This window comes from Archangium sp. Cb G35, assembly GCF_001896145.1.
Taxonomy (GTDB): domain Bacteria; phylum Myxococcota; class Myxococcia; order Myxococcales; family Myxococcaceae; genus Archangium; species Archangium violaceum.
Window position 1 is genome coordinate 451,079 of record NZ_MPOI01000005.1, and the last position, 25,160, is coordinate 476,238.

Consider the following 25,160-nt stretch of genomic DNA (forward strand, 5'->3'; position numbering starts at 1 on the left):
GGCCTGAGGGACGAACAGGCTCTTATCGGGTCACCGGGCGTGGTGGGGTTTCTTCCCGGAACACCAGCAGCCCATCCATGACCGTTGCCCAGGGGGCCGTCATCCACGAGTAGTCCAAGGGACGGGCCACCTTGGGCCCGAGGTCACGAAGCTGGCTCCCATCCAGATAGCGGGTGTCCGCGGTGTGGTTCGAGAACGCCTGGCCCTCCAGGGAGTCGGCCGGTGCGGGCGCGATGGCATGTGTGCGAGCACTGCTGCCGATGGAATAGCTCCCGGAGAGCGCGGAAAAGCCAAGCACGAATGACTGCGCCCCGAACTTCTCCTGGACATAGGACCCGAAGGAAATCCCGTGTCGTGCGTCCGCATCCAGGCCCTCGAGGTTTTTCGCCGCATGAAGGGTGGCGAGCCAGACAATGGCCTTTCTGGGCCTGGGGGACTGGGACAGGAGCCATTCCAGATTCATGAACATGGAGCGGGAACGCTCGTTGAAAGCGCTCCAGTCCCGGGTCCCTCCGGCTTGCTCCGAAGCCCGGGACATCGCGGCGGCTTGACGGGTGAATGTCCGTTCCAGGTTGCGGACCATCTGCAACTGGCCTTGGGTCTCCGGTGTCGCGGCCGCTCCGGGCCGGGAGAGCGCCGTCTCCATCTCCTTGCAACAGCCCAGGATGAACTTCACGGTCTCCGCCGTGTACGGGTGGGCGTCGTCGTACTTCCATGACATGTGCCTCTCGAATTCCGCTCCACACTCGGCCTGCCTCGGGCCCTCCAGGGAGGAGATGAGCTCCTGCGTCATCTGGCGCTGTGCGTAGGTGCCTCGGCCAATCTGATCATCGATTCCACCGGCGACGAGGGTTCCCGCCTCGAGCCGCTCGGACAGGAACGGAATCAGGGGCGCCATCTCCTGGTTGGCCCACATCCCGCCAATCGCGGATGCGACCATGTCCTCGCTGATGGGTTGGCCAGCCTTCAGCAGCGCCTGGATGTGGAGGAAGTCATAGGTGCCTGCCTCGATGAAGAATGCATCGTACTGGCATTCCTCCACGAGCCTGCGGATCAACCCTGCTTTGAAGGTGATGGTCCTGCCATTTCCGTGGTGGGCCTCCTCGCCAAGCAGGGCGAGCCTCTTGTCGCAAAGGTCACGAACGATCCGGTCGGCGTCGGATACCGCCACGGCCCCCTGCGCAGCCGCGCCTCTGGAGGATGCAGCACAGCTCGAAAGCAAAGGAAGCAGGAGCAGGAGGTATCTCATTCGCGGCCCTTCCGTGAGTGGGAATGCCGTGTTGTACCATTCTCAGGCGGCGAATTCGCTACGGCAGCGGGCAATGAACTCCTCCGTCACCGCGAACAGTTCGTGCGCCCAATCATGACAATCGAGCATCGCCGCCTGTATTTTCTGTCTGAGTTCGATGTTGGCCTTTTCGTCGTTGAGGTATTTCGCGAGCTGTTTCTTCGGTATGTCCGATGACCTTGCTTCGATCGATTCCAATCCTGGCATATCTCGCGCGTCCACTTTGACGTGATACACGGTGCTGGAACGGTTTCCGATCAACCGCTGCGGCGTACCGATGATCTTCGCCACGGTGCCAATGAATGGCTCCACCAGCGCTCGTGGAACGCGATGGATGGACATCTGGCCCAGCGTGCTTCCCACGCCTGATATTTCGGTCACGACTACCTGGCACGGGTCATTCCGGGCATCGATTTCGAGCTGATAGCGCGTGGCGGAGAAGCATCCGGCCAGACCGGCTTCTATCCTCAATTTTTTCGTGTCCATCATGACTCACCTGCGCGACGGTGCCGGATGGCTCGGTTTGGCGAAGGCCACTGGCGGCAGTTCGATTCGCGCCGGCAATCCCTCTGTCTTGCCCGAGCGCAGGAACTCGTAGACCTGCGCCGCCGTTTCCGGCCGTTCGCGCAAGAGGGCGAACGTTCCGTTGTGCTGAGCACGGTGGACGATGATCGTGCGGCTGTTGGGGAAGTACGGCAGCATGGCCAGGGTGTTTTCGATGGGGGTCGAGGTGTCCCAGTCGCCCTGGACGAACAGAATCGGCGTCGGGTCATGCACGGGCGTGCGGAAGGTGTCGCCAGCGTCGGGGGTCGGCCATTCGCCCTTGGTCGCCAGGTAGCTGGCGAAGTTCCAACTGCCCAGCACCGGCAGGGCCGGATCACTCCACAGCAGGCTCTTGCGGGCGGCGCTCATGTCCAGGCCGACATTGATCAACGGGTTGATCAGCGCGCGGGTGCCGGCCGAGCGCTGGCCGATCGCATCGGCGGCCAGGGCCTCGTAATGGCGGTGATAGGTGTCCAGCACGAAGCGCGGGAAGGTCGCCGCCCGGGCCGAGGCCCCGATCAGGGCGAGCTGGTAGTCCTCCAGGCCCACCACGACGGTGCGTTCGACGCCGTCGGCGCCCTTCGCCTTCGCGGTGACCGGGGCCTTGGCCAGGCGGTCGAGCGTGGCCCGGATCGCGCCGATCAATCCGCCGGGAGGCAGCCAGGGCTTCAGGCCCGGATCCTGGTCGGCCTCCCAGGCGATGCGCTGGAAGGCGGCGAACACCTGGGAGGGCATGTCGTAGCCGTGGTCCAGGGGTTCGGCCGAGGAGATGACCACCCGCGCGGCCAGGCCCGGATGGGCTTTCATCACGGCGAAGGCCCATTGCGAACCGAAGCTGGCCGCCACCAGGCTGACCTTGTCGTAGCCCAGGGCGCGGCTGAGATCGGCCACGTCGTTGGCGCATTGCACGATGGTGTAGCCGGACAGGTCCTTGCCCGGGTGGGCGGCCTGGGCGCGCCGGGCGAGGTCTCGGGTGAGCTCGACGTCGTCGGCCACGACCGAGGGGCGGTCGAGCGGCAGGGCCTTGGTGGTCAGTTCCAGCCGGTCGCCGCGCAGGCTGTAGCCGCGCTGCTCGATGACCACCAGGTCGGCGGCCTGGGCGTAGTTCTGCCAGACCTTGACCCGGCGGCGCGCGGCCTCGTCGTGGTCGAGCACGATGTCGAGCATGGTCACGCCCGGCCCGCCCGCCAGCAGGACGATCGGCGGCGCGCCGGTCGGCTGCGCTGCCTTCACCCGCGCCCAGCCGACGCCAATCAAACGGCTGTCCGGCTTGAGACGGTTCTCCGGCACGTAGAGCGTGCCGATTTCATAGGCCATGCTCGAGCCATCGCTCGCCGTGGTGGTCCCGGTTTCGGAAACGATTTGGCCAGCGCGGCGCGGTTCGTGGGCGAAGGTGGCGGGGGCGGACAGGGCGGCCGCCAGGGCGAGCGCCGCGCCGCCCCGGATGAGGAGTCGTTTCATGGAGCGTCTCTCCTGGGCTTCGAGAGACAGCGTTCTACATCCATCGTGCTTCCACGTCACAAAACCCGGGTCACTCCCTCCACCTCTCCTGGATCCATCGCGGGACGCCGCGTGACGCATTCGAGAGGAAGGCCATGGAGGCGGAGGAAATCCTGATCGAAGAGGTGGAACTGTTGCTGGATGACGTCGCGCCCAACGAGGCGGATACCGCCGCCCTCTATGTGGAGAGCCCCGGGAGCTTCCTGGACAAGGGCTCCGACGAGCGGGCCTTCGGTATCCCAGGGGCCGGATTCGCCAGTCTGGTCGGCCCCATCCTCGTCGGTTTCGTGGTGATGATCGCGAAGAGCTTCATCGAGAACGTGGTGAAGAAGGGGACCGAGACCGCCGCGACGTCCTTCCTGGCTCGCCTCATGCGGGTGTTCCGGCTGGAGCCCGCCACGGGGGCTCCTCTCAAGGAGAAGACCGTGAAGGCCATCACCTCCGCGCTCATCGACGCGGGATGGGATGCCGGACGGGCAGGGGAGACGGCGGAGAAGGTCTGGCGGTCTGGCATCAGCGCCGGAGAGCGGCTGGCGGCGGCCGGCTGAGCCCTGCGGCCCCCTGGTCAGGAGCGCGCTCATGAAGAAGCCACTCGACCCACGAAAGGTGGAACTGGAGCCGTTCTTCCAGTTGTGCTGGCTGGGCGCCTTCACGGTCGCCTACGCCCTGCTGTCCATGCTCTGGGACGGGGGCACGCTCCAGGGCCGGCCCCCGTACTGGGCGGCCGTCTTATGGTTGTCCCGGTTTCTGACCCAGGCCGTCGCACTGGCGCTTGCCTGGGGCGCGCTGCGTGTGGCTCGCGAGCGGGGCGAGACGAAGCTGGGGCTGGCCACGGCGGCCTTCTTCGCCATGCACTGGTGGGGCGCGCTCTTCTTCCTGAGGATGCGCGCCCAGGACAGTGGGGACCTCCAGTCCTGGATGGTCTGGGGCGCCAGTGTGTGGAGCACGTGGGTGGCCTACCGCTTCTTCTGGGCCCACTGCCGTACCCTGGGGAGCCGGGACTCCGGAACGCGGTCCTCGGGCCTGCCGGGCATCCTGTTCCTCTGCCTGCCGGCGCTGACCCTCCACTTCGTGGATTTCATCCGCCGCTCCCTCCTCGAGGGGCGCCCGTTCTCCGCGAGCATGGTCGTCGGACTCATGTTCCTGGAGCGCTGGCTGACCGGGGTGATGCTCCTCTGGGCCATCGCGAAGATGGGTCTGGTCAGCGCCAGGGAACAGGGGCGCGAGCGGCCTGTCCTCCCGAGGGCGATCCGGTCGAGTCTGGTCCTGCTGCTGTTGAGCGGGCCGGTGCTGCTCGTGCAGCAAGATCTGGGCTTGCTCGTGCCCACTCCATGGGCCCCCCTCACGATGATGCTCATGCTGGCTCCCCTGCTCGTGGCGAGCCTGGGAGCGGGACTGCTGGCCCATCGCCTGTCCGCTTCCGTGGGAGCCGCTGGCCCGGCTCCTGCTCGATTCAGCACGGACCTCCGGACCTGGGCCCGGAACGCCCTCCAGAAGAAGCCTCCCAACCCACACATGGTGGAACTGGGGCCGTTCTACCAACTGTGCTGGCTGGGGCTCCTCTTCGTCCTCCTCAACCTGCTGTTCGTGCTCTGGATGATCAGCGTGGGCCTGCTGGTTGCGCTCTGGGGGCCGGGCCCGAGCTATGGCCACCCCGCCGCCATCGCCCTCACCGGTGGTCTCCTGGTGCTGTTCCTGATGGCCTGGCGGTTCATCCACGAGCGCCAGAAGGGCGGGCAGCAGGCTCGCGCGGCCCGAGGGAGCACCTCCGTGCGGCCCCGGCTCCAGTCCAGGTTCGATGCGCTTCGCGACAAGCTCCGGGAATTCTCGGGGGATGCCTCCGCACGGCTCGTGCTGACCCCGGAGACCGCGGTGGTGCTCTCCACCGTTCGCAGCAAGCACGAGCCGCTGGTGGAGGTGACCGCCGGCTTCTGGAGCACCTACGCCAGCACGCCCCATCTCATGGACGCCGCGGTGGCTCACGAGGCGGGACACATCGCCGCCCGCGACGTCGAGCGTTTCCTGCGGATGCTCAGCCTCATGCGGACGCTGGTCTGGTTCTTCCTGCCCGTTGCCGCCGTGCTGGCCGGCAGCGCCACGACCTCATTCGAGTTGATCAAGCTCCTGGGCGTGGGCCTCGCACTGGCACTCGCCTGGAGCGCGCTGCTCGTGGCTCGTGAGGTCCAGGCGGATGTCTTTGCCGTGAAGGTGCTGGGAGATCGGCGTCCCCTGGAATCCTTGCTGGAGAGACAGCGCTCCCTGCGCGCGGCGCAGTCGGGCGGACGGGCCCTCTCCCAGCGGCTGCGCACCTGGCTCCTCCAGCCCAACCTGCGATGGCGCGCCACCCTCCCCGCCCTCCGCGGCCACCTGGGCGGCCGGGTCGAGGCGAAGCTGGGGCTGGCCACGGCGGCCTTCATCGGCATCTCGTATTACGGGACGGAGTTCGTGACGCTCGTCCTCCTGGAAAACCACGCCCTCCGCTCCTGGACTCTTCGGGTCATGGGAGTGTGGATCGCGTGGATCAGCTATCACTTCCTCTGGAGCCGCAGCCGGGCCCTGGGGAACGAGGACCCGGGCGCACGGCCCACCGGGCTGCTGAGCCTCCTGTCCTTCTGCCTGCCAGGGCTGGCCTTCCTGTGGGTGAGTGGTGTCTTCCTGAAGGTCACGACCGGCACTCCGTTCGTGGAGAGCACGGTGACCGCACTCCACTTCGTGAAGGATCTGCTGGTCCGGGCGGTGCTCCTCTGGGCCACCGGAAAGGTGGCCCTGGTGAGCGCGAGGGAACGGCGGCGCGAGCGGCCCAGCCTCCCGCGTGCGGTCCTTTCGCTCCTGGGCATCGTGCTGCTGGTCATGGGGGTTCTGTTCGCGGTGAGCCTCGTGAGTGGGTTCATGCCTTCCTCTTGGTTCCAGCTCGATATGGCCCTGCATCCCATTGCCGCCTCGGTGGGGCTGGTGACGGGGCTGCTGGCCCATCGCTTCTCGCGCCGGGCCTGAGCGCGGGCCTGCTGACGCATTTCCCGCCGCTGACGCGTTTCGCTCGGGGGCTTCCTCTCCGGGCAAGGGCGCGCCAGGGCTCGGGCTTGATCCGGTCTGATGGGGTTCGTACGATTTTTTGAGTTTTTGAGAGTGGCCCGGGCTCGGCCATTCCATGGCCGATGGGGCCTCGACGGCCATGACGACACCCAACGCCTTGCCCTACACCATCGTCGCGACCCTCCAGCGTGGGGAAGGCAACGGAACACGCCTGCTTCGTGCGATCCGCAACGCCGATCACCACCCGGTCCTCCTCAAGGTCATCGACTCGAAGCGTGGCCGCCCCCAGGACCTCGAGCGTTTGAAGCATGAGCTCGAGATCGGCAAGGCGCTGGACGTCCGCGGCATCACCCGTCCGCTCGCTCTCGAGACGTACGAGGGTCTACCGGTTCTCGTCCTGGAGGATTTTGGCGGCGAATCGCTCGAGCACCTCCTGGGCGCGCCCATGGACGCCGGGCGATTCCTCCCCCTCGCCCTGCGCATCACGGCGGCGGTCGCGGACATCCATCGGCAGGAGGTCGTCCATAAGGAGCTCAGGCCCCGGAGCATCCTCGTCAGCGCCGCCACGGAGGAGGTGAAGCTGACGGATTTCGGCATTGCCTCGCGCATTCCCCGCGAGCATGTGTCCCCGAGGAGCCCTCGTCATATCGAGGGCTCCCTGCCTTACATGTCTCCAGAGCAGACCGGCTGGACGAACCGGGCGATCGACAACCGCTCCGATCTCTACTCGCTCGGCGTCATCTACTACCAGATGCTCACGGGCAGGCTTCCGTTCGACGCGAGGGACCCCCTGGAGTGGGTGCACTCGCATATCGCCCGCACGCCACCGTCCCCCTCGGCGCTCGTCCGCACGGTGCCCGAGACGCTCTCTCTCCTCGTGATGAAGCTGCTGGCCAAGGCGGTGGACGATCGCTACCAGGGCGCCCGCGGACTCGCCCACGACCTGGAGAAATGCCTGGTGCAATGGCGTGAGCACGGGACGATCGAGCCCTTCCCCCTGGGAGAGCGGGACATCACCGCCCAGCTCCGGATTCCCCAGCGGCTCTACGGACGCGAGGCCGAGCTCGCCCTCTTGCAGGGCGCCTTCGAGCACGTGGTGTCCGGAGGCACTCCGGAGCTCGTCATGGTGGGGGGGGACTCCGGAGTCGGCAAGTCCGCGCTCGTGCGCGACTTCCACGAGACCGTCGTCCGGGCTGGAGGCAACTTCCTGTCGGGCAAGTTCGACCCGTACGCGCGCAACGTCCCGTATGCCACCATGGCCCAGGCCTTCAAGGCGCTCGTGCTCGACTTGCTGGCCCAGGACGAGACACGGCTGAACGCCACGAGACAGGCGCTCTGGGAAGCGCTCGGCCCGAACAACAGGCTGCTTTTCGACGTGCTCTCCCCGCTCGAGTTGCTCCTCGGAAAGCTCCCTCCCGTTTCCGAGCTTCCACCTGCCGAGGCGGAGCGGCGCTTCCGCGGAGCCTTCCGGAAGTTCCTGGGGGTGTTCGCGTCGCGGGAGCACCCCATCGTGCTCTTCCTCGACGACCTTCAGTGGGCCGACTCGGGCAGCCTCGGCCTCATCGAGGATCTCCTTGTCGAGCCTGGAACGCGCCACCTCCTCCTCATCGGAACCTGTCGCGACAACGAGGTCTCCGCCTCACACCCGCTCACGATGCTGCTCGAGCGGGTGAAGAAGACCTCCGCGGCCTTGAATGAATTCCGCCTCACACCGTTGCGGCTGGAGCACGTGGTTCAACTCGTGGCGGACGCCGTGCGCGAGGCGGAGCCAGAGCGCATCCGCCCGCTGGCCACCCTCGTTCATGAGAAGACGGGCGGCGCTCCCTTCTTCATCCTCCAATTCCTGACGACCCTCCACGAGGAGCGGCTGCTCGAGTTCGACGAGTCCTCCATGGTCTGGCGGTGGGACCTGGAGCGGATCCGCCAGAAGGGCTACACGGACAACGTCGTCGACTTCCTGCTCGGCAAGCTCGTGGGGCTCCCCACCCCCGTGCGGGACGTCCTGGAGACAGCGGCCTGTATCGGCAGCAAGGGGAAGATGTCCCTCCTCGCGCTCGCGGGCGGGAAGTCCGAGGAGGAGACCCGCCATGATTTGATCGACGCGGTCCGGGAGGGGCTCATCCTCTACTCGCGCGAGGTCTACGCCTTCGCGCATGACCGCGTGCAACAGGCCGCCTACTCCCTCCTGTCCGAAGGGAACCGGCGCGAGCTGCACCTGCGGATCGGCCGCCTGCTCATGGCGCGCACTCCGGGAGAGGCGCTCGACGAGCAGCTCTTCGAGGTCGTCACCCAGCTCGACCTGGGCGCGCCCATGGTCACGGAGCCGCGGGAACGGACCCATCTCGCGGAGCTGAACCTGCGCGCCGCACGCAAGGCCAAGGCCTCCGGGGCCTACCGGAGCGCCGTGAGCTACCTCGTCACGGGAATGGAGATGCTCGACAGGAGCTCGTGGGAGCTCGAGTACAGACTCGCCTACGAGCTGTTCCTCGAGCGGGCGCATTGCGAGTTCCTGAGCGGCAACTTCAACGAGGCCGAGCGTCTCTTCCCCGAGCTCCTGCGGCATGCCCGGACACGTGCGGACAAGGCCGCCGTCCATTGCCTCCAGATCAGCACCGAGCTCACCCGGGGTGAGCTCGGCGCATCCATCGAGGCCGCGCTCGAGGGGCTGCGGATGTTTGGAATCAAGATGCCGCTCCATCCCTCGGAGAGCGAGGTGGAGCAGGTCTACCGCTCGGTCTGGAGCCACCTCGGAAACAGGCCGATCGAGGACATCCTCTCGTTGCCCCCCATGACGGACCCCGACGTGCAGGCCGCCATGAGCCTCCTGTCCACCATGCGCGTGCCGTCATTCTCCTGGGACCTCCACCTTCTCAACCTGACCCTCTGCCACGCCGTACTCCTCGGCCTGCGTTACGGCAATGCCTCCACCTCTCCCGCCATCTATGCCTGGTTTGGCATGAGCCTGTGTCACGCCTATCACCGGTACGAGGAAGGGTACCGGTTCGCCAGCGTGGCCCTGGAGCTGGTGAAGCGGCCCGGGTTCATGGCCTACAAGGCGAAGGTGTACGCGTGCATGGGAGCCGTCTCGTTCTGGAGCCGCCCCATCGAGACGAGCCTGGAGCACATGCGCGCCGCCTTCACGGTGGGCAAGGAGGAGGGGGACCTGGTGGCGAGCTGTTTCGCCTGGCACCACATCGTCACCCAGATGTTCGCGCGGGGGGCGCCCCTGGCCGAGATTCATCGCGAAGCCGAGCGGGGGCTCGACTTCATCCGCCGGGCCAGGTTCCAGGATGCTCACGACATGCTCACCGTCGTCGAGCGTTTCGTCCAGGCCCTGCGCGGGGAGACACGGCACCTCTCGAGCTTCGACGGCGAGAACTTCCACGAGGCGGAGTTCGAGGCCCGGCTGACCGGGAGCCGCAACAAGACGGTGGTGGGCCTGTATCACCTGATGCGGCTCACGGCGCTGTTCATGGCGGGCGACTACGAAGCGGCCCTCGCCGCGGGCAGGAGGAGCCGGGAGCTGCTGGGCTCCTGCCTCGCCCTGGTGGACGTCTACCTCTTCCATTTCCATGACGCCCTGGCACTGGCGGCGGTGTGCGCCGGTCTCCCGTCCGAGCGGCGGCGGGAACCCCTGGACGCGCTCATCGCTCACCGCGAGCAACTCCGGGAGTGGGCGGAGAACTACCCGCCGACCTTCCAGAGCGCCCATGCCCTCGTCTCCGCGGAGGCCGCCCACCTGTCGGGCCAGGGCGAGGAGGCCATGCGGCTCTACGAGGAGGCCCTCCGGTCCGCCCGGACGAACGGCCTCGTGCAACACGAGGCCCTCGCCTACGAGTACGCGTCGCGGTTCTACCGGGCCCGTGGGTTCGAGCTGTTCGCCGACACGTACCTGCGCGAGGCCCGCGCCCGCTATGTGCGCTGGGGCGCCGACGGCAAGGTGAGGTGGCTCGACCAGCGCCATCCCCACCTCGTGGAGCACAAACCCCTCGACTCCATGGCCGCCACCATCTCCGCGCGCACCGAGCAGCTGGATCTGCTCTCGGTGGTCAAGGCGTCGCAGAGCATCTCGGGGGAGATCATCCTCGACAAGCTCCTGTGCACACTGCTCGAGGTCGTGCTCGAGCAGGGGGGCGCGCAGCGGGGCTGCCTGCTCCTGGCCCGGAATGGAGCCGTCTCGCTCGAGGCCGAGGCGAACCTCGTCGAGGGACGGCGGGTGGTGTCTCACGTGTTGCGGTCCCAGCCCCTCTCGCCAGAGCTGGCCCCCGTTTCCATCGTCCATTACGTGGTGAGAACGAAGGAGCGGGTGATTCTCGACGACGCCGCCGGGGCCGTGAAATACGCCTCGGACGCGTATCTGGCCCGCGTCAGGCCCAGGTCACTCGTGTGTCTGCCCATCCTCCGGCAGGCCGAGGTGGTTGGACTGATGTATCTGGAGAACCGCCTCGTCCCGGGCGCGTTCACCCACGAGCGGCTCGCCGCACTGGAGCTGCTCGCCTCGCAGGCCGCCATCTCCCTGGAGAACGCGCTGCTGCTCGCCCGGGAGCAGTCGGCCCGGGCCAAGGCCGAGCTCGCGGAGCGCCGCTCGAGGTTCCTCGCCGAGGCAGGAGAGCTCCTTTCGGAGTCGCTCAATTATGAGGAGACACTCATGCGGCTCAGCCGGCTGTGTGTCCGCTCGATGGCCGACTGGTGTGTGATCGACGTTGTGGTGGACGGGGAGCTCCGCCGGCTGGCGGGGGCGCACGTCGATCCATCGAAGGAGCCCTTGATCGAGAAGCTCCGGCGGGAGTATCCGCCCCGTCAGGATTCAGCCCACGCGGCAACGGCCGTTCAGCGCCACCGCCAGCCGCTCGTCATGCCGGACCTGACGGATGAGCTCATCCGCCGCATGACAGACAACGCGGAGCACCAGCGGCTCATCCATGAGCTGGGGAGCACCACCGCGCTGGTCGTCCCGATCATCGCGCGTGGACAGATGCTCGGGGTGATCAGCCTCGCCTCGGGAGAGGCGGGGTACCATTATGGGAATGCCGAACTCGAGCTGGCGCAGGAGGTGGCACGCCGCGCCGCGATCGCCATCGACAACGCGCGGCTCCATGGCCAGACCCAGGAAGCCATCCGTGTGCGGGACGAGTTCCTGTCCGTGGCCTCGCACGAGCTCAATACACCGCTGACCTCCCTCACGCTCGCGCTTCAATCCCTGCTCCGGTCTCTCCAGATGGGGCGGATCGTCGAGCCACAGGACCTGAAGAAGCAGCTCGAGCGCGCGTTGCAGCAGGGAGCACGTCTTGGCAGGTTGAACCGTGCCCTCCTCGACGTCTCGCTGCTCCACTCGGGGCGGCTCCCCCTGGAGCTCAGGGACGTGGACCTTGGAGCCGTCGTCCGTGAGACGGTCGAGCACTTCGCACCGGAGCTGATGCGGGCCCGGTGTCCCGTCTCCATCCAGGAGGACGCCCGCGCCTTGGGCGTGTGGGATCGCACCCGGCTCGGGCAGATCGTCGCCAACCTCCTGTCCAATGCCATCAAGTTCGGAGCGGGCCGGCCCATCGAGCTCCGGGTCGGGAATCTGGGTGGAAGGGCCCGCTTGACGGTCACGGATCACGGAATCGGCATCGAGCCGAGCCAGCGTGCGCGAATCTTCGGCCGCTTCGAGCGCGCCGTCTCGGAGAGGCACTACGGTGGGTTGGGCCTCGGCCTGTACATCAGCCGGGGGATCGCCGAGGCGCATGGGGGCAACATCCAGGTCGAGAGCCAGCCGGGACAAGGAGCGACCTTCACGGTCGAGTTGCCCTGTCCCGGCCCCTGATGGGTCAGCTCACGGGATGCGGCTCAGCGCGTGTAGCGCTCCACGGAGCGGGGGCTGTTGTCGTTGCCGCCCACGAACAGCACTTCGCCGGTGTGGAGCATGGTGGACGAGTACTCGCCGCGGCCCACGTTCATGCCTGGCGTGGCAGTCCACGTGTTCGTCGAGGGGTCATACAGCGCCGCCTCGCCGCCGCCGCCCGTCACCAGGACCTCTCCCGAGTAGAGCAGCGTCGCGGAGAAGAAGAAGGTCCCGTCGAAGGGGAGGGGAGGACCCAGGGAGAACTGGCCGGTGTACGGGTTGTACAGCTCCACCGTGTTGCCGCCGCCAATGCCACCCACGATGAGGACGAGGCCCGAGTAGAGCCGGATGGCGGAGTGGCCGTGGCGAGCCTTGGACAGGAGGCCGGCGAAGGACCACGAGTTCGTCGCCGGATCGTAGAGGTTCGCCTCGGAGGATGCGTTGGCTGGGTCGGTCAACCACAGGTAGCCACCGGTCACCAGCACCTTGCCCGAGTAGAGCACCGTCGCGGAAACGCGGCTGCGGGGCCAGAATTGGCCACCGGGGATGCTCGACGTGCCCGTGTCCGGGTCATACACCTCCGTCATGTTCCCGATGGGCCCGCTCCGGTTCACGAACATGTTGCCGCCCATCACCAGCACCTTGCCCGAGTCGAGCAGCACGGAGGTGTGGTTGAAACGGGCCGTGGTCATGGGGCTCGTGGCGCTCCACGTGTCGGTGGCCGGGTCGTACAGCTCCGCGCTCGATTGGATGTTGGACCAGTCCGTGGTGCGGCCACCGAGCACCAGCACCTTGCCCGAGGGGAGCTCCGTGGCGGTGTGGGAGTAGCGGCTGGCCGTCATGGCCGGTGTGCGCCGCCACGCGTTCGTGTACGGGTTGTACACCTCCGCGCCATTGCCATCCGCCACCAGCACGTCGCCCGGGCCGCGCAGCAGGGTGACGCTGTGGCCTCCCGGGTGCGAGTTCAGTGAGGACGCATTGCTCGTCCATGCGCCGGTGGTCAGCGCGGATTTTTGTGACTTGAGTGCGGCGGGGGGGGCCTGCACGGGCTCCTCGGGCCCGCATCCACCGGCCATGGATGCGAGGCCCGCGAACAGCAACGACCAACGGCTTGTCTTCATGAGTACCCTCCCTATGGGGGACATGCGGCCTGGGGGGAGGCCGCGTTGTCAGTGTAGCGGGAGGGACTGCGCATGACGCTCGTGGCGAGGCCTCTCATGAACTTGGAAATTTGGAATTGAAGACTTCGCGCACCCTGATGTGCCTTCATCGAGGCCACCGCGTCCATGACGCTCATTGCAGGAGATTCCACCATGCCGAAGTCGAAGAACCTCTTGTCCCGCCTCCGTTCCGCCCGCCGAGCCTGGCCGGGGCTCACCGCCCTTGCCCTGGCCGCGGCCACGCCGGCCGCCCATGCCGATTCGGCGATCTACGGCGGCGGCCCGTTCTATTCCGGCGGTACCGCGGTGATGGACGACCTGCGCAACTCGGGCTTCACCACCGTGATGTTGTGGAGCTTCCACATCGAGGACAACGGCGACCTCGTCTACAACGACATCCCGGTGGTCAAGAACGGCGCCTACATTGGCGATCCCGCCTGGCCGGCGCGGCTGGCCACGCTCAAGACCGCGCCGACCTCGGTCAATCGCATCGAAGTATCGATTGGCGCCTGGGGCGTTCCCGATTTCGAGCGCATGATCAAGCTGGTCAACGGCACCGCCGCTGGTTGTGGCAGCACCCTCGTTTGCGGCACCGGCAGCAACAGCATCCTGTATCGCAATTTCCAGGTGCTGAAGACCGTCACGGGCGCCACCGCGGTCAACTTCGATGACGAGAGCGCCTACAATCTCGCCCCGACCACCCAGTTCGGGCAGATGCTGATTGGCCTGGGCTACAAGATCACCTTCGCGCCCTACACCAATCAGACCTTCTGGAGGAGTCTCAAGGACAACCTCGGCAGCGCGGTCGATACCATCTACCTGCAGGTGTACGACGGTGGCGCTGGTAACAATCCGGCGAGCTGGAACACCGCGATGGGCATGACTGTCGATCCGGGCCTGTGGTCGCGTCACGGCTCCGGCTGCGGCAGCGGCGACAGTCCTGCCACGGTGCAGAGCAAGATGACCAACTGGAAGGCCTCCGCCGGCATCTCGGGCGGCTTCATGTGGCTGTATGACGATATCCAGGCGTGCGCGTCCCAGGGCACGGCCGCGCAGTACGCGGCGGCGATCAACACCGCTGTCAGTGGCAACACCCCGCCAGTGGCCAATTTCGGTGTCACCGTGAGCGGGTTGACCGCGACCTTCAGCGACGCCTCCAGCGACAGCGACGGCAGCATCACCTCGCGCAGCTGGAATTTCGGCGACGGCAGCGGCTCGACCGCCACGAATCCCAGCCGTGTCTACGCCAGTGCCGGCAATTACAACGTTAGCCTGACCGTGACCGACAACGGTGGAGCCAGCCACACCAGGACCCAGACCGTCTCGGTCGGTGCCGGCTACGCCAACCTGGCGCTCAACAAACCGGCGACCGGCTCCACCGCCTGCAACAGCAGCGAGACGCCGGCCAAGGCGGTCAACGGCAGCGTCTCCGGCGGCACCACCGACAAGTTCTGTTCGTTGGCCTCGCCGTCCTGGCTGCAGGTGGATCTCGGCTCGGTGCAGACGGTCAGCAGCTTCGTGGTCAAGCATGCCGGCGCGGGTGGTGAGTCGAGCACCTGGAACACCAAGGCCTTCACCATCCAGACTTCCAGCAACGGCACGGCCTGGAGCACCCCGGTGACGGTGACCAACAATACCGCCAGCTCCTCGAGCCACTCGATCGGCGCCACCTCGGCGCGCTACATCAAGTTCAACGTGACCACCCCGTCCCAGAACGGCGATCCCGCGACGCGCATCTACGAATTCGAGGTGCGCTGACCCCGCATTCACCGTTCGGTCCGCCGCCTTCCAGTTGCCCGGCGCGGTGACCGCCGCGATGGCCGCGCCCGGCGACTTTACCCCCAGAGTCCGAAGGTCTCCTGGAATGTCATCGAGCAGCGGGGGCGGAGGGGACACGGCGGGGCAGTATACTCGCCGCCTCTTCAGGAGGACCGAATGTCACGCTTCAAGGTAGGGACGTTCAATGTGCTCAACCTCGCCCTGCCAGGGCAGGTGACCTATTCGAACGACAGGCCGTTCAGCGACGAGGAGTACAAGAACAAGATCGCGTGGATCGGTGGCCAGCTGCGGAGGATGGATGCCGAGGTCGTCGGCTTCCAGGAGGTGTGGCATGAGGACGCGCTGAGAACGGCCGTCCAGGCCGGGTCGTCTGGCGGCAGGCCCGTCCAGGTGATGGTCGCCACCCAGGAGCAGAAGAAACCCCAGGTGGGACTGGCCACCTCCCTGGAGGTCGTCCAGACCCTCACGCACCAGGATTTTCCAGAGGGCTTCGAGCTCTCGGTCACTGGGATTCCCGAGCCCATCAAGGCGTTCTCCCGTCCGGTGTTGCAGGCCGACCTGAGGCTGCCCTCGGGCCAGGAACTGACCGTGCTCGTCGCGCACCTGAAGTCCAAGCGCCCGTTGGTGGACGATGACCATCAGGTGGACGCCAGGGCCCTCGCCCTGGGGAGTGCACGTGCGCTGATGGTGCGGGCCGCCGAGGCCTACGCCCTGCGCTGCATCCTGCTCAAGCTCATGCAGGGCACGGAGCGGCCCGTGGTCCTGCTCGGAGATCTGAACGACTCCGCCCTGGCGGTGACGACGGTGATCATCTCGGGCTCGCCTCCCATCCATCACCTGCCCCCGCAGGAGAAGCAGGCCATCTGGGATGTGCTGCTCTACAACGCCTTCGACATCCAGGCGCGGCAGAACACCCGGCGGGATGTCAGCTACAGCCACATCTTCAACGGCTATTACGACACCCTGGATCAGATCTACGTCTCCCAGGAGTTCAGCCGGCTCAACCCCAGGCGGTTGGGGGAGGTGGAGTATGTGCACTACTTCAATGACCACCTGGTGGACCGGACCTTGAGCCGGGAACGGCCCGACCGCATCCAGTCCGACCACGGACAGGTGGTGGCTACCCTCCGGTTGACGGAGAAGCCCTCTCAGCGCCGGTGAGTGGGCACCGCGGAGCGGACAGGCCCTCCCAGTCAGTCACTGCTTCCGCCCCCGCCACAGCCCCCGCAGCCGCCACCGCCACCGCCACCGCCCGAGTCCCCGCTGGAGCTCGAGCTGGAGTCCGAGCTCGAGCCGTTGGACGGATCGTAGGCATTGGGAATGAAGGCCCGCAGGTAGCTGTGCGCGGCGGCGAAGTCCGCGGCCGGCAGCGTCCACACCCCGAACAGGCCCACCGCCAACGCGAGATCCCGGGGGCGCAGCGCGCGGGCACTTCCCTCGGTGGAGGCACTCACGCGCAGCGGCTCGTGCTTCTTCTTCAGCATCTCCAGCGCGGCGTGGCCCCGGGGCGTCACCAGCCCAAAGAGCCACCCATTGAACCACAGGAGGAGCGCCCACGCCGGGACGAGCGGCATGAGCAGGCAGACGAGAACTTGCACCGGCTTGTCCCGCTCGATGCCCACCGCCAGCTTGGCCACCCCCAGGCCCACCGTCACGAGGAACACCAGCCAGGGCAAGCCCAGATAGCGCCGGTGCTGCTCGCGCGAGCGCATGAAGCCCAGCTCTCGCAGGGTGTCCTCCACGCGTTCGAGCTCCGGCTTCACTCGCGTGCGCAACGTCTCCACGTAGATCGGGCCGGCCTCCACCGCGCGGTACACGGCGCGCTTGAGGTCCGACGCCCGAGCGGGCAGGGGCACGGCCACCGACAGCCGCCTCTCCTCGAAGCGCAGACAGCCTTGGTGCACGAGCTCCACCACTGTGCTGCACACGGCCGACTTTTGCCCATCCAGCACCGCCACCTGCTCCGGGCTCAGCTCGAGCTCTCGGGGCGTTGGCGGCGTCGTCGGCTGGTCCAACGCCCGCCGCCACATGAACGAGCCGAAGAAGGCGAGCACCAGCAGCGGTACATAGAAGGCGAGGAAGTACGGCCCCGGCCAATCCAGCGGATTCATGATGGGGCCAGCATACATGGCGCCCCCGGGTTCAGTCCCGCCCCCCCGGGGAGCGGGTCACTCGCTTGCCGGCCCGGGACGGGGAGACGAACCCAGCGCGAACTCTCCCACCGAGGTCTCGGTGAAGCGGCCCAGTCCAGAGGCCCGGGCAAACGTGTCGGGGTTTCCGCCGCCGAGCGCGCAGGGAGCGAGGCCCATGGCGGTCGCGACCAGGTACAGGGTCTGGTACAGGGCGCCCACATTCTGGAGGATGAGGGCGTAACCCATGGACTCGTACTTCCAGAAGACGCGCGGGAACCGCGCCGCGAGGGTTATCAGGACGTGGGGCGGTTCATGGCGGCCGAGCGCGCGGGCGGCGTCCTCGAGCAATGCGCGCACGTCGGGCGTCATGGGCGAGAGGTAATACAGCCGATGCTCGCCCGCATGATAGTGATACAGCCCGGCCGCGAGCTGTCCGCACGAGGCAACGCTGAGATAGAGCTCGAGCTCGTAGCTGGCGCCACCGCTGGGATATGGGCGATCGCTCGAGACCCCGTTCTCGCCGGCGGCGGTGGCCCGTTCGCGCGCGACGCGATAGAGAAAGGCGCCGAGTTCCTGTTCGGTGAGAGGGGACGCGCCGTACTCGCGGCGGGAGCGGCGGGCTTCGAGCACCCGCGTGAATGAGATGTCATCAGCGCTCAGGCGCTCGATGTCCGGCCGGTAGAGGTCCACCGCGGTCTCGGACATGGGCGCCTTGAGCGCAGGCACCGGCTGGACGGGAGCCGCGCCCCTGAAGGTGCCGCCATATCCTCCCGCGTGCCGGCCCATGCGGCTCCGGGTATGAAACAGGAGATCGTGGAACTGCCACCTCGCGAGCGGCTCGTCGTGCTCGTCCTGGGGCTGACCTGTGGGCCGGGCTGGGACCAGCATCCGCGCCTGGTGCAGGAGTGCGCACAGGTCCTCGGCCTCGTCGCTCGACAGGCCGCACGCCGCGTGCGGCAGTGCATCGCGTGTGTGCGCCGAGATCAGCGCCATGCACAGGAGCCGCGCACGCGGATCGTGGAGGAGGATGCGTGCGCCAGTCGTCGAACTCTCGACCATCAGCTCGTCATCCACGCGCCTGAGATACGCGAATGGAGACAGGACATAGGGGATGTCCGGAGCCGGCTCTTCTGTCTGGAGGGGGCCCGATGGGTTGGGTACGGGAAGTGGAGCGAGGGTGGCGAGCGCGCCCGTGGAGCTGGCGGCCACGGCTCCGAGCACGCCGGAGGCTCGCCACTCATCGAGGTGGTAATACAGCCGAGCGAGCGCCGCGGGGCCGTCGTGCTCGAGGAGATGGTCAGCCAGCTCCTCCCGGGTCGCGCCCGCGCCCGCCAGCGCGCGCACTGCGTGACCCAGCCCGCGAGACGCCTGGCGCAGCACGAACTGCCAGCCCGCTCCACGAATCGCGAGCTGCTGCTCGGCCAGCTCGACGACCGAAACGCCGGGGCCAAAGAACAGCTTGAGCGATGCTCCGGGTCTCCTGGTGATGGGTGTCATGACTCCATGGGAGCGATCAAAAGAAGATCGAGACAGGGTTGAGCTCATGCTCGTGGCGCGGGCGCTGCAACCAGCCGAGCTTGACGGGCACGTCGTAAAGCCTGCCCGGACCGAGCCGCCGCCAGAAGTGCCGGAGCCCGGGCACCACGACCTTGACGACGTGCATGCCGATGTCCGGCCGCGACTGGTCGAGGACCAGCGTCTCCAGCCCGTGTCTGGCTGCCATGCGCACACAGGCCTCGACGTCGTCGCGCAGATCGCCGCGGTGCTCGGTGGGATGGCTGGCTGCACGGACAGGCGGGAGGTCCGTGGCCGGTACGAGGTAGTCGTGCGCGTCGAGGGTGGCCTCCCTGAGCCACGCGTCGACCTCGTCCTCGTTCGGGCGGACCTTGGCCGGCGCACGGTCGCGCTCGAGAACCAGTGGGAGGAACTGGTTGGCCTCGGTGATGGCCCGGAGGATGCCCAGCCTGGGTGACAGGTGTGCACCGAATCCCAGGGTGATCGCTTGCGGATGGGCGTGCGTGTTGGCGGAGATGGCGGCGAACGCCGGGATGCCGAGATCCGTGGTGAGATCCAGCACCCACAGATCGCGTCCGAGCGAGCGGTAGTAGGCCCTCAGCTCGGCGAAGTACGGCTCGTCGAAGGAGTCGAGATCCACTCGCGGGCGCCGGACACGGTTGTACCACCAGAGGGAAACGCTATCGCGCTCGACCAGCTCCATGAATCCCTGGAGGATGGCTTCCTCGATGCAGTTGCCGGCCGCGCAGCCGTTGGAGTCCGACAGGCACGGCATCGAACGGGCGGGCTCGGGGTAGCCGTAGTAACAGTACGAGGCCGGCAGATACTTGAAGGTCTCCTCGGTCAGGGACCACAGCGGGCACCATTCCAGGGTGGCGTTCTCATCGAACGGTACCGGGACGACGTGATTCATCTTGAGCTGCTTCGCGTTCCAGGCCTCGCGCGTGGCGTATTGCGAGTCACTGAAGCACATGGCTGTATTGGGGTGGATGGCTCGCTCGCCCAGCTCGCGGTAGCTGTGGCGGACGCGGATCTCGTCTCCCTGGAACACGCCCGAGTGCCGCTCGATGGCCTCGCACAGCGCGCTCGCCTTGGCCTGTGTATCGGTCTTGCCCTTGCCGCTGCACTGTCCGCGGAAGTTGGTGCGCAAGAGCGACAGCGAGTCGCTCATCATGGCCGTGTTCTGACCCGAGATGTAGACGGGAGCGATCGATGGATCGGCGAATGAGGCGGCGTGCAGTGTGGCGATGACACCGGTGATCGGGCTGACCTGGTGGGCGTGCCTGGCCAGGGTGACCTCGGGAGCGCAGGCCCGGTATCCGCCGTCCTGGGTGAAGGCCTTGGGCTGGCTGCGTGGCCGCAAGGGAACGGGGGCTCGGGTGCGCCAGGATTCGCCGGCACCACAGGCGATGCACTGGGGCCGGCGGACGAGGGCGTGGCGCTCGGTGGCGAGGGTGGTGAAGTCGAGGGAGATCAGGCTGCCATCGAGCGCGCAGTTTCCATCGAGGGCGAGCCACTTGACGATCTCGGTGGCGAGCAGATGGGCCGCGGCGGCCGCGACCGGGGGCACGGTGGCCTGCGGATACGGACGGGGGAGGGGCCGCTGATGGAGGCGCTCGAGGTATGTCTCGATGACGCGATTCTGCCGCAGGCGCGCGGCCAGGCACTGCCAGCAGCCCGTGTGCCCGGGGCGGAACACCGGACCGAGCCAGGCGCTCGGGCCGTGCAGTTTGGCCAGCACGAACGGCGTCTGGTGGGCGAGGAAGCCGCGATTGTAGGCGTCCAGCCTGGGGTCCAGATAATCCTCGACGAGGAGCACCGAGAGCCCGCGCTCCTGGGTGAGTGCGACTCCGCCGGTGGCTGGCCTGGCGTGGATATCGAGGCTGGACAGCGCCGAAATCAATAATTCCCGTGGTGCTGACGGATCCAGCGAGTGAATGGGCACGTGCGCGCCGCGCAGGCGCCGTGCACCCACGTCGGCATCCGCGCCGAACGTCTCCAGGAAGGCGGCAACCGCGGGTGTGGTCTCTGGCGGTGCCGTCCGGATGAAGCCCATGTTCTCGAGCCGGGCCAGCACGTAGAAGATCTCGGCGGCCGGCACCCGATGCGCGAGCAAGCCCAGGAGATCGTCCACGGTCCGTGTGCCGTCGAGCAGTGGAATGACAGAGGCGTACGCCCGGCCCGTGAGCAACTCCGTGCCATTCCTGGCGAGCAGGAGGACATGGTGCTCGTCCACGACGTGAGCGTCGTAGCAGCTCTTGAGTGTTGGTCGATTCGACATGCCATCATCCTTCGGCGGACACGAGAGGCAGGCCCGCCTGTTCCGGACGCGAGTGCTCGCGACGGCTTTGGGCCTCGAACTGTTGCAACAGCGCCGCGGGCGCGACGGCGAGGGCGACCAGGTGGCCCTCCAGCGGGACAGCCACCTTCCTGGCCATGGCCCACTCGGCCTCGAGCGCGTTATCCAGGGGCTGGGTCACGAGCGCGGCCAGGGCCTTCGAGCGCTCGATGACCTCGGTCTCCGGGAGACCGGGTAGACCCCGTGTGTCGGTCAGCAGGAACCAGTCACCAAACACTGGCTGGATGGTCAGGGCCGGCCGTCTGTCGGCTCCGCGCCAGGCCTCGATCCACCGCGCGACCTCGTCATACAGGGTGCGCAGCAGCGTGGGCTGATCGTATAGCGCGCTGTCGTAGTCGCCCCAGAAGTGGAACGCGACCTGACGCGCGTCGGCATGCTCCGGCAGGGTCCAGGTGTACGAAGGAAGTGGCTCGATGCGGCGGATTCCGTATTTCTCAGGCCGCTCGAAATACGGGCTGAACCGGTCGATGGAGACGTGCACCAGGCCGTTGGGCGGCGGCAGGTGGCGGAGCAGCGGCAAGAGCGCCGCGATCTCCGCGTGTTCATCGGCGGTCTCGCCGGGGATCCCCCACAAGAGATTCCACAGCACCGAGATGTCCACGGCCCGCGCGTAGCGGAGGAGCGCGACGTTCTGCCGCCCTGTGACTCCTTTGTCCATGCGCCGCAGCAGTTGGCTGGAGAAGCTTTCGATACCGGGCTGGATCTCGTGGACTCCTGCCTGCTCGAGGGCGACGACGTGCTCGAGACGGAGGTTGGCTTTTTGCTCGTAGAACAGTCGCAAGCCCGGGAATGCGGTCGCCAGCCTCGGAATCAACGTCTGGAAGTACCGGCGCGGCATGATGTTGTCGACCATGAACACGTTCGGCTCCGGGTGGCGCTTCAGCAACTCGCCGAGCTCCTCGAGAACGCGCTCGGGGGACTTCTCGCGAAACCCCATGGCCTCTTCGCTGATGCCGCAGAAGGTGCAGTGATGGACCGCGCCCCACCAGCACCCGCGGCTGCTCTCGTAGGGCAGCACCATGGCGCTGCCGTGCACACTGTCCGGAAGGTGAGCCGCCATCTGCTCGTAGTAGTCGTCGAAGCGCGGCGTCGGCAGGTCATCCATGCGCCGCACCGGCGTGCCGCGCAGCACGCGGTCGCGGGGAACCTGTCCCGCCGCGACCGCACGCAAGAAGCGCACGAAGGACTCTTCGCTCTCGCCTGAGAACACGTGATCGATGGCCGGCGACAGGCTGGCGATGCCCTCGGCCATCGGTCCTTCGCAATTCGAGCCGCCGATGATGGTGATGATGCCGGGCGACAGGGCCTTGATGCGCTTGAGGATCGCGATGCTGGCCGCGGTCTCGTCATAGCAGGTCGTGCATCCCACGATCCTCGGCCGGGCTTCCACCACCATCCGGGCGATGGCGTCCGCGAATGGCGCGGCCAGCGCTTCGATGGAATACAGCTCCTCGAGGCTGATGGGGAATCCCGAGTGGTGCTCGAACGCGATCGAGCGGCTCTTGCCGACCAGGAGGTTGGGATCGAACATGTCGGCCGGACACTGTCCGAGCGGCTCCAGGCCGTAGGCGGCGGCGGCGAAGATGCGCTCGCCCACGAGCGACGTTGCCGCCGCGAAGCCGATGGTATCGTAGCGTTTGACTCCGATCTGCGCGGCGAACCGCATGTTCGCGTACAGGATGCGGACGTCGAAGCCAGCGTCGCGCGCGCACGCCTGGAGCAGGTGCAGAGCGAGCGATGGACGATCGAGCGCCGAGAACGGCGGGCAGATGAGAAGGGTATCGACCATGGCTCCGCAGGTGCGCAGCTCGTGCGCTGATGACGCCGCGCGTGCACGCGAGGCCTGGTACACACTACCCAGGCTCGCGTGCACTCGGGAAGGCGGGTGAGGTCAGCTGCTGCAGGTACTACAGGTGCTGCAGAACTGCGTGCCACCTTCCGCCCACAGGCGCGAGCTCTGATTACCCAGACCCTCGGGCTTCGCGGGCAGCGGCAGGCCGATCATGCCGGTGGCCGTATTCGGCAGCAACTTGATATCGACCTTGCCGGTGACATCGACGCCATACTGCTTGAGCACCGCGACAGGATCGGCTTCGACCTGCTTCTTGAACGCTTCATCAGTCCAGGTCTTCGCGACGATCTGCGCCCATGCCTTGCCCAGACTCTGCCAGAAATCCATGCTGCTGCTCCTCTCGTGGGGTGCTGCGTGGTGAGACAGCTGGGGCCCAGGGTCACGGTGTTCTCGCCAACGAACCCTGCTCGAGGCTCGCGGGCAATTCTGTCTCCCCGGGGGGGTTTTCAGCGGCCGGTGCGACCGGGTTCCGTGGCTCGGAGGCCTCGTTCCGGTTCGCTCGCACCGCGTCGAGCAATCGAGCGACCGCCATGGGGCTCAGCAAGGCGCTCTTGAGGTCGCGTTGCCGTGCGCACGCTCGTATGTATTTCCAATAGTGTGGGCGATCCTTCCAGACGACGCCCAGCTTCCACATGGCGAGCAGTCCGCCCGTGAGGTGCTCCGGGAGCCGGAACGCGGGCGGTTGCACCGGGGCAGGCCGTCCACGGCTATCGAGCGTCATCCTGGCGGGCCGGCCCAGCCGACGCGAGACCGTCTCACCCAGGGACTGCCATGCGGATGCCAGCCCGGAACGGCTCGCGGCCCGCTGTTTGGGGCGCACGTGCTCGACCTGGTAGGTCAATCGCCGCAGCATGCTCCTGGGTTCGTACAGCCCCTCGACCGTCTCGGTGAACATCTGCTGCACCACGTCCTGGCCGAGCTTGTAATGCATGTACGGCCACTCCGGCCGCAGCCGCCCTTCGTGCTCCATGCGGCGATAGAGCTGCGTGCCTTTCAGCGCGGTCAACATGGTGATGCCAATCAGGACGATGTTCGCGCTCTCCACGAACGCGACCTGGGCAGCGCCAGACGTGCGGGTGTCGGTGTCGAACCCGAGGATGAGAGAGCCCGCGACTTCGATGCCGTGGGCGTTGATCTTGCGGATCGACTCGGCCACCGGATGACGGGTGTTCTGCTTCTTCTGGATGCGCAGCAGCGTATCCACTTCCGAGCTTTCGATCCCAATCCCGAGGACCTTGAAACCCGCGTCGCGGTACAGGCCGAGGAGTTCCTCCCGGTCGGCCACGTCCAGGGTCGCGGCGGTGTCGAATTGGAATGGGTAGTCGTGGCGCTGTTGCCAGCCGGCGATGGCGCGCAACATCTCGCGGGCGGTCTTGGGATTGGCGTGGAAGTTGTCGGACACACACGTCACCCGCCCGCGCCAGCCGGTGTCGTAGAGCAGGTCGAGCTCACGGAGGTAGCGCTCGGGCGACTTCGACTGAGGCACCCGGCCAAATATCTCGATGATGTCGCAGAACTCGCAGAGGTATGGACAACCCTTCTGGAACTGCACCATCGCGGACGTGTAGTGGCGGGTGTCGATCTTCTCCAGCGCCGGCAGCGGCTGCAAATCCATCGGGATGGTGTCGCTGGTCTGGAAACGGATCTGCCACGGCGGAGGGTCGTCGTTGGCGTCGAGCCACTGGACGAGCTCGTAGGTCCGATCACCCAGGTCGCCGATATGGACGATGTCGAAGCTCGCGGCCAGGTCTGGATTGAGGATGACGCCAGGCCCACCGATGACCGAGATGGCGCCCCATCGCCGCGCGTGCATGGCGATCTCGTTGGCTCGCCGGGCTTCGATGTACATGCCCGAGAGGAAAACGATGTCGGCCCACTCCAGGTCCTGTTCACAGACAGGAGTGCCGATGCGCTCGTCGATCAGCCGGTGTTCCCAGGACTGGGGGAAGTAGTTGATCGCCGTCATCAAGCCGAGCGGCATCGACAAGCTCTTGAACTCGCGGAGCGATGTCTTCCAGCGGGGGAGGGCGGGTGGACGTGTGCTCGGCACGCCGCGAAAGCTCGCCTCCGCGGAGATCCACAGGCACCGCTTGTGTGAGCGGACCGGCGGCGATTGCAGCCACTGCGGACGTTCCTCCGGGGGGCACCCAGGCGCGAGGACCGGCGGCTTGATGA

General features: G+C 67.0%; 15 protein-coding genes. 5 read left to right on the forward strand and 10 right to left on the reverse strand.

The window, feature by feature from the left end; all coding sequences use genetic code 11:
- Window positions 1-22: 22 nt before the first annotated feature.
- The 3 genes from BO221_RS18120 to BO221_RS18130 form a co-directional block, all read right to left on the reverse strand.
- On the reverse strand, window positions 23-1,171 hold the full coding sequence (locus BO221_RS18120; protein ID WP_233166104.1) for an erythromycin esterase family protein: 1,149 nt from the start codon (window positions 1,169-1,171) through the stop codon (window positions 23-25).
- 120 nt (window positions 1,172-1,291) lie between these two features.
- Entirely contained in the window at window positions 1,292-1,777 is a 486-nt protein-coding gene (locus tag BO221_RS18125; protein ID WP_073561698.1) for a hypothetical protein, read from the reverse strand.
- A 3-nt stretch (window positions 1,778-1,780) separates the two neighbouring features.
- Window positions 1,781-3,292: an alpha/beta hydrolase gene (locus BO221_RS18130; RefSeq protein ID WP_073561699.1), complete on the reverse strand. Its 1,512-nt coding sequence runs from the start codon at window positions 3,290-3,292 to the stop codon at window positions 1,781-1,783.
- A gap of 134 nt (window positions 3,293-3,426) precedes the next feature.
- On the opposite strand from BO221_RS18130, the gene BO221_RS18135 reads away from it, so the two are divergent.
- From BO221_RS18135 to BO221_RS18145, 3 genes are all read left to right on the forward strand, one after another.
- Window positions 3,427-3,879 carry a hypothetical protein gene (locus BO221_RS18135; RefSeq protein ID WP_073561700.1) on the forward strand — a complete coding sequence of 151 codons (453 nt, stop codon included), beginning with the start codon at window positions 3,427-3,429 and terminating at the stop codon, window positions 3,877-3,879.
- 31 nt (window positions 3,880-3,910) lie between these two features.
- Window positions 3,911-6,325 carry a M48 family metalloprotease gene (locus tag BO221_RS18140; RefSeq protein ID WP_073561701.1) on the forward strand — a complete coding sequence of 805 codons (2,415 nt, stop codon included), beginning with the start codon at window positions 3,911-3,913 and terminating at the stop codon, window positions 6,323-6,325.
- Between the two features lie 178 nt (window positions 6,326-6,503).
- Entirely contained in the window at window positions 6,504-12,170 is a 5,667-nt protein-coding gene (locus tag BO221_RS18145) for an ATP-binding sensor histidine kinase (RefSeq protein WP_073561872.1), read from the forward strand.
- A gap of 23 nt (window positions 12,171-12,193) precedes the next feature.
- Here BO221_RS18145 and BO221_RS18150 read toward each other — a convergent pair whose 3' ends face one another.
- Window positions 12,194-13,309 carry a kelch repeat-containing protein gene (locus tag BO221_RS18150; protein WP_158079871.1) on the reverse strand — a complete coding sequence of 372 codons (1,116 nt, stop codon included), beginning with the start codon at window positions 13,307-13,309 and terminating at the stop codon, window positions 12,194-12,196.
- Between the two features lie 192 nt (window positions 13,310-13,501).
- Between BO221_RS18150 and BO221_RS18155 the strand changes: the two genes are divergently transcribed.
- Both BO221_RS18155 and BO221_RS18160 read left to right on the forward strand, forming a co-directional pair.
- Window positions 13,502-15,106, forward strand: a complete 1,605-nt coding sequence (locus tag BO221_RS18155) for a PKD domain-containing protein (RefSeq protein WP_073561703.1) — start codon at window positions 13,502-13,504, stop codon at window positions 15,104-15,106.
- A 177-nt stretch (window positions 15,107-15,283) separates the two neighbouring features.
- Entirely contained in the window at window positions 15,284-16,288 is a 1,005-nt protein-coding gene (locus BO221_RS18160; protein ID WP_073561704.1) for an endonuclease/exonuclease/phosphatase family protein, read from the forward strand.
- A 32-nt stretch (window positions 16,289-16,320) separates the two neighbouring features.
- Here BO221_RS18160 and BO221_RS18165 read toward each other — a convergent pair whose 3' ends face one another.
- From BO221_RS18165 to BO221_RS18190, 6 genes are all read right to left on the reverse strand, one after another.
- Complete coding sequence (locus BO221_RS18165) at window positions 16,321-17,238, reverse strand: TIGR04222 domain-containing membrane protein (RefSeq protein ID WP_073561873.1); 918 nt, start codon at window positions 17,236-17,238, stop codon at window positions 16,321-16,323.
- Between the two features lie 57 nt (window positions 17,239-17,295).
- Window positions 17,296-18,756, reverse strand: a complete 1,461-nt coding sequence (locus BO221_RS18170) for a SagB family peptide dehydrogenase (protein ID WP_073561705.1) — start codon at window positions 18,754-18,756, stop codon at window positions 17,296-17,298.
- A gap of 16 nt (window positions 18,757-18,772) precedes the next feature.
- Complete coding sequence (locus tag BO221_RS18175; RefSeq protein ID WP_073561706.1) at window positions 18,773-21,055, reverse strand: TOMM precursor leader peptide-binding protein; 2,283 nt, start codon at window positions 21,053-21,055, stop codon at window positions 18,773-18,775.
- A 4-nt stretch (window positions 21,056-21,059) separates the two neighbouring features.
- The gene (locus tag BO221_RS18180) at window positions 21,060-22,922 is read right to left on the reverse strand and encodes a RiPP maturation radical SAM C-methyltransferase (protein ID WP_073561707.1); all 1,863 of its coding nucleotides are present in this window, start codon (window positions 22,920-22,922) and stop codon (window positions 21,060-21,062) included.
- A gap of 102 nt (window positions 22,923-23,024) precedes the next feature.
- Window positions 23,025-23,312 (reverse strand): hypothetical protein, encoded by a 288-nt coding sequence (locus BO221_RS18185; protein ID WP_073561708.1) that lies wholly within the window; start codon window positions 23,310-23,312, stop codon window positions 23,025-23,027.
- Between the two features lie 52 nt (window positions 23,313-23,364).
- Window positions 23,365-24,966 (reverse strand): radical SAM protein, encoded by a 1,602-nt coding sequence (locus tag BO221_RS18190; RefSeq protein WP_073561709.1) that lies wholly within the window; start codon window positions 24,964-24,966, stop codon window positions 23,365-23,367.
- Window positions 24,967-25,160 lie beyond the last annotated feature (194 nt).

Excerpts from the sequence above, each read along its gene's own strand:
- BO221_RS18160 (WP_073561704.1), top strand. The coding sequence starts at position 15,284 with ATGTCACGCTTCAAGGTAGGGACGTTCAATGTGCTCAACCTCGCCCTG.
- BO221_RS18170 (WP_073561705.1), bottom strand. The coding sequence starts at position 18,756 with ATGACACCCATCACCAGGAGACCCGGAGCATCGCTCAAGCTGTTCTTT.
- BO221_RS18155 (WP_073561703.1), top strand. The coding sequence starts at position 13,502 with ATGCCGAAGTCGAAGAACCTCTTGTCCCGCCTCCGTTCCGCCCGCCGA.
- BO221_RS18135 (WP_073561700.1), top strand. The coding sequence starts at position 3,427 with ATGGAGGCGGAGGAAATCCTGATCGAAGAGGTGGAACTGTTGCTGGAT.
- BO221_RS18175 (WP_073561706.1), bottom strand. The coding sequence starts at position 21,055 with ATGTCGAATCGACCAACACTCAAGAGCTGCTACGACGCTCACGTCGTG.
- BO221_RS18130 (WP_073561699.1), bottom strand. The coding sequence starts at position 3,292 with ATGAAACGACTCCTCATCCGGGGCGGCGCGGCGCTCGCCCTGGCGGCC.
- BO221_RS18125 (WP_073561698.1), bottom strand. The coding sequence starts at position 1,777 with ATGATGGACACGAAAAAATTGAGGATAGAAGCCGGTCTGGCCGGATGC.
- BO221_RS18185 (WP_073561708.1), bottom strand. The coding sequence starts at position 23,312 with ATGGATTTCTGGCAGAGTCTGGGCAAGGCATGGGCGCAGATCGTCGCG.
- BO221_RS18190 (WP_073561709.1), bottom strand. The coding sequence starts at position 24,966 with ATGCCGCTCGGCTTGATGACGGCGATCAACTACTTCCCCCAGTCCTGG.
- BO221_RS18150 (WP_158079871.1), bottom strand. The coding sequence starts at position 13,309 with ATGAAGACAAGCCGTTGGTCGTTGCTGTTCGCGGGCCTCGCATCCATG.
- BO221_RS18145 (WP_073561872.1), top strand. The coding sequence starts at position 6,504 with ATGACGACACCCAACGCCTTGCCCTACACCATCGTCGCGACCCTCCAG.
- BO221_RS18140 (WP_073561701.1), top strand. The coding sequence starts at position 3,911 with ATGAAGAAGCCACTCGACCCACGAAAGGTGGAACTGGAGCCGTTCTTC.
- BO221_RS18180 (WP_073561707.1), bottom strand. The coding sequence starts at position 22,922 with ATGGTCGATACCCTTCTCATCTGCCCGCCGTTCTCGGCGCTCGATCGT.
- BO221_RS18165 (WP_073561873.1), bottom strand. The coding sequence starts at position 17,238 with ATGAATCCGCTGGATTGGCCGGGGCCGTACTTCCTCGCCTTCTATGTA.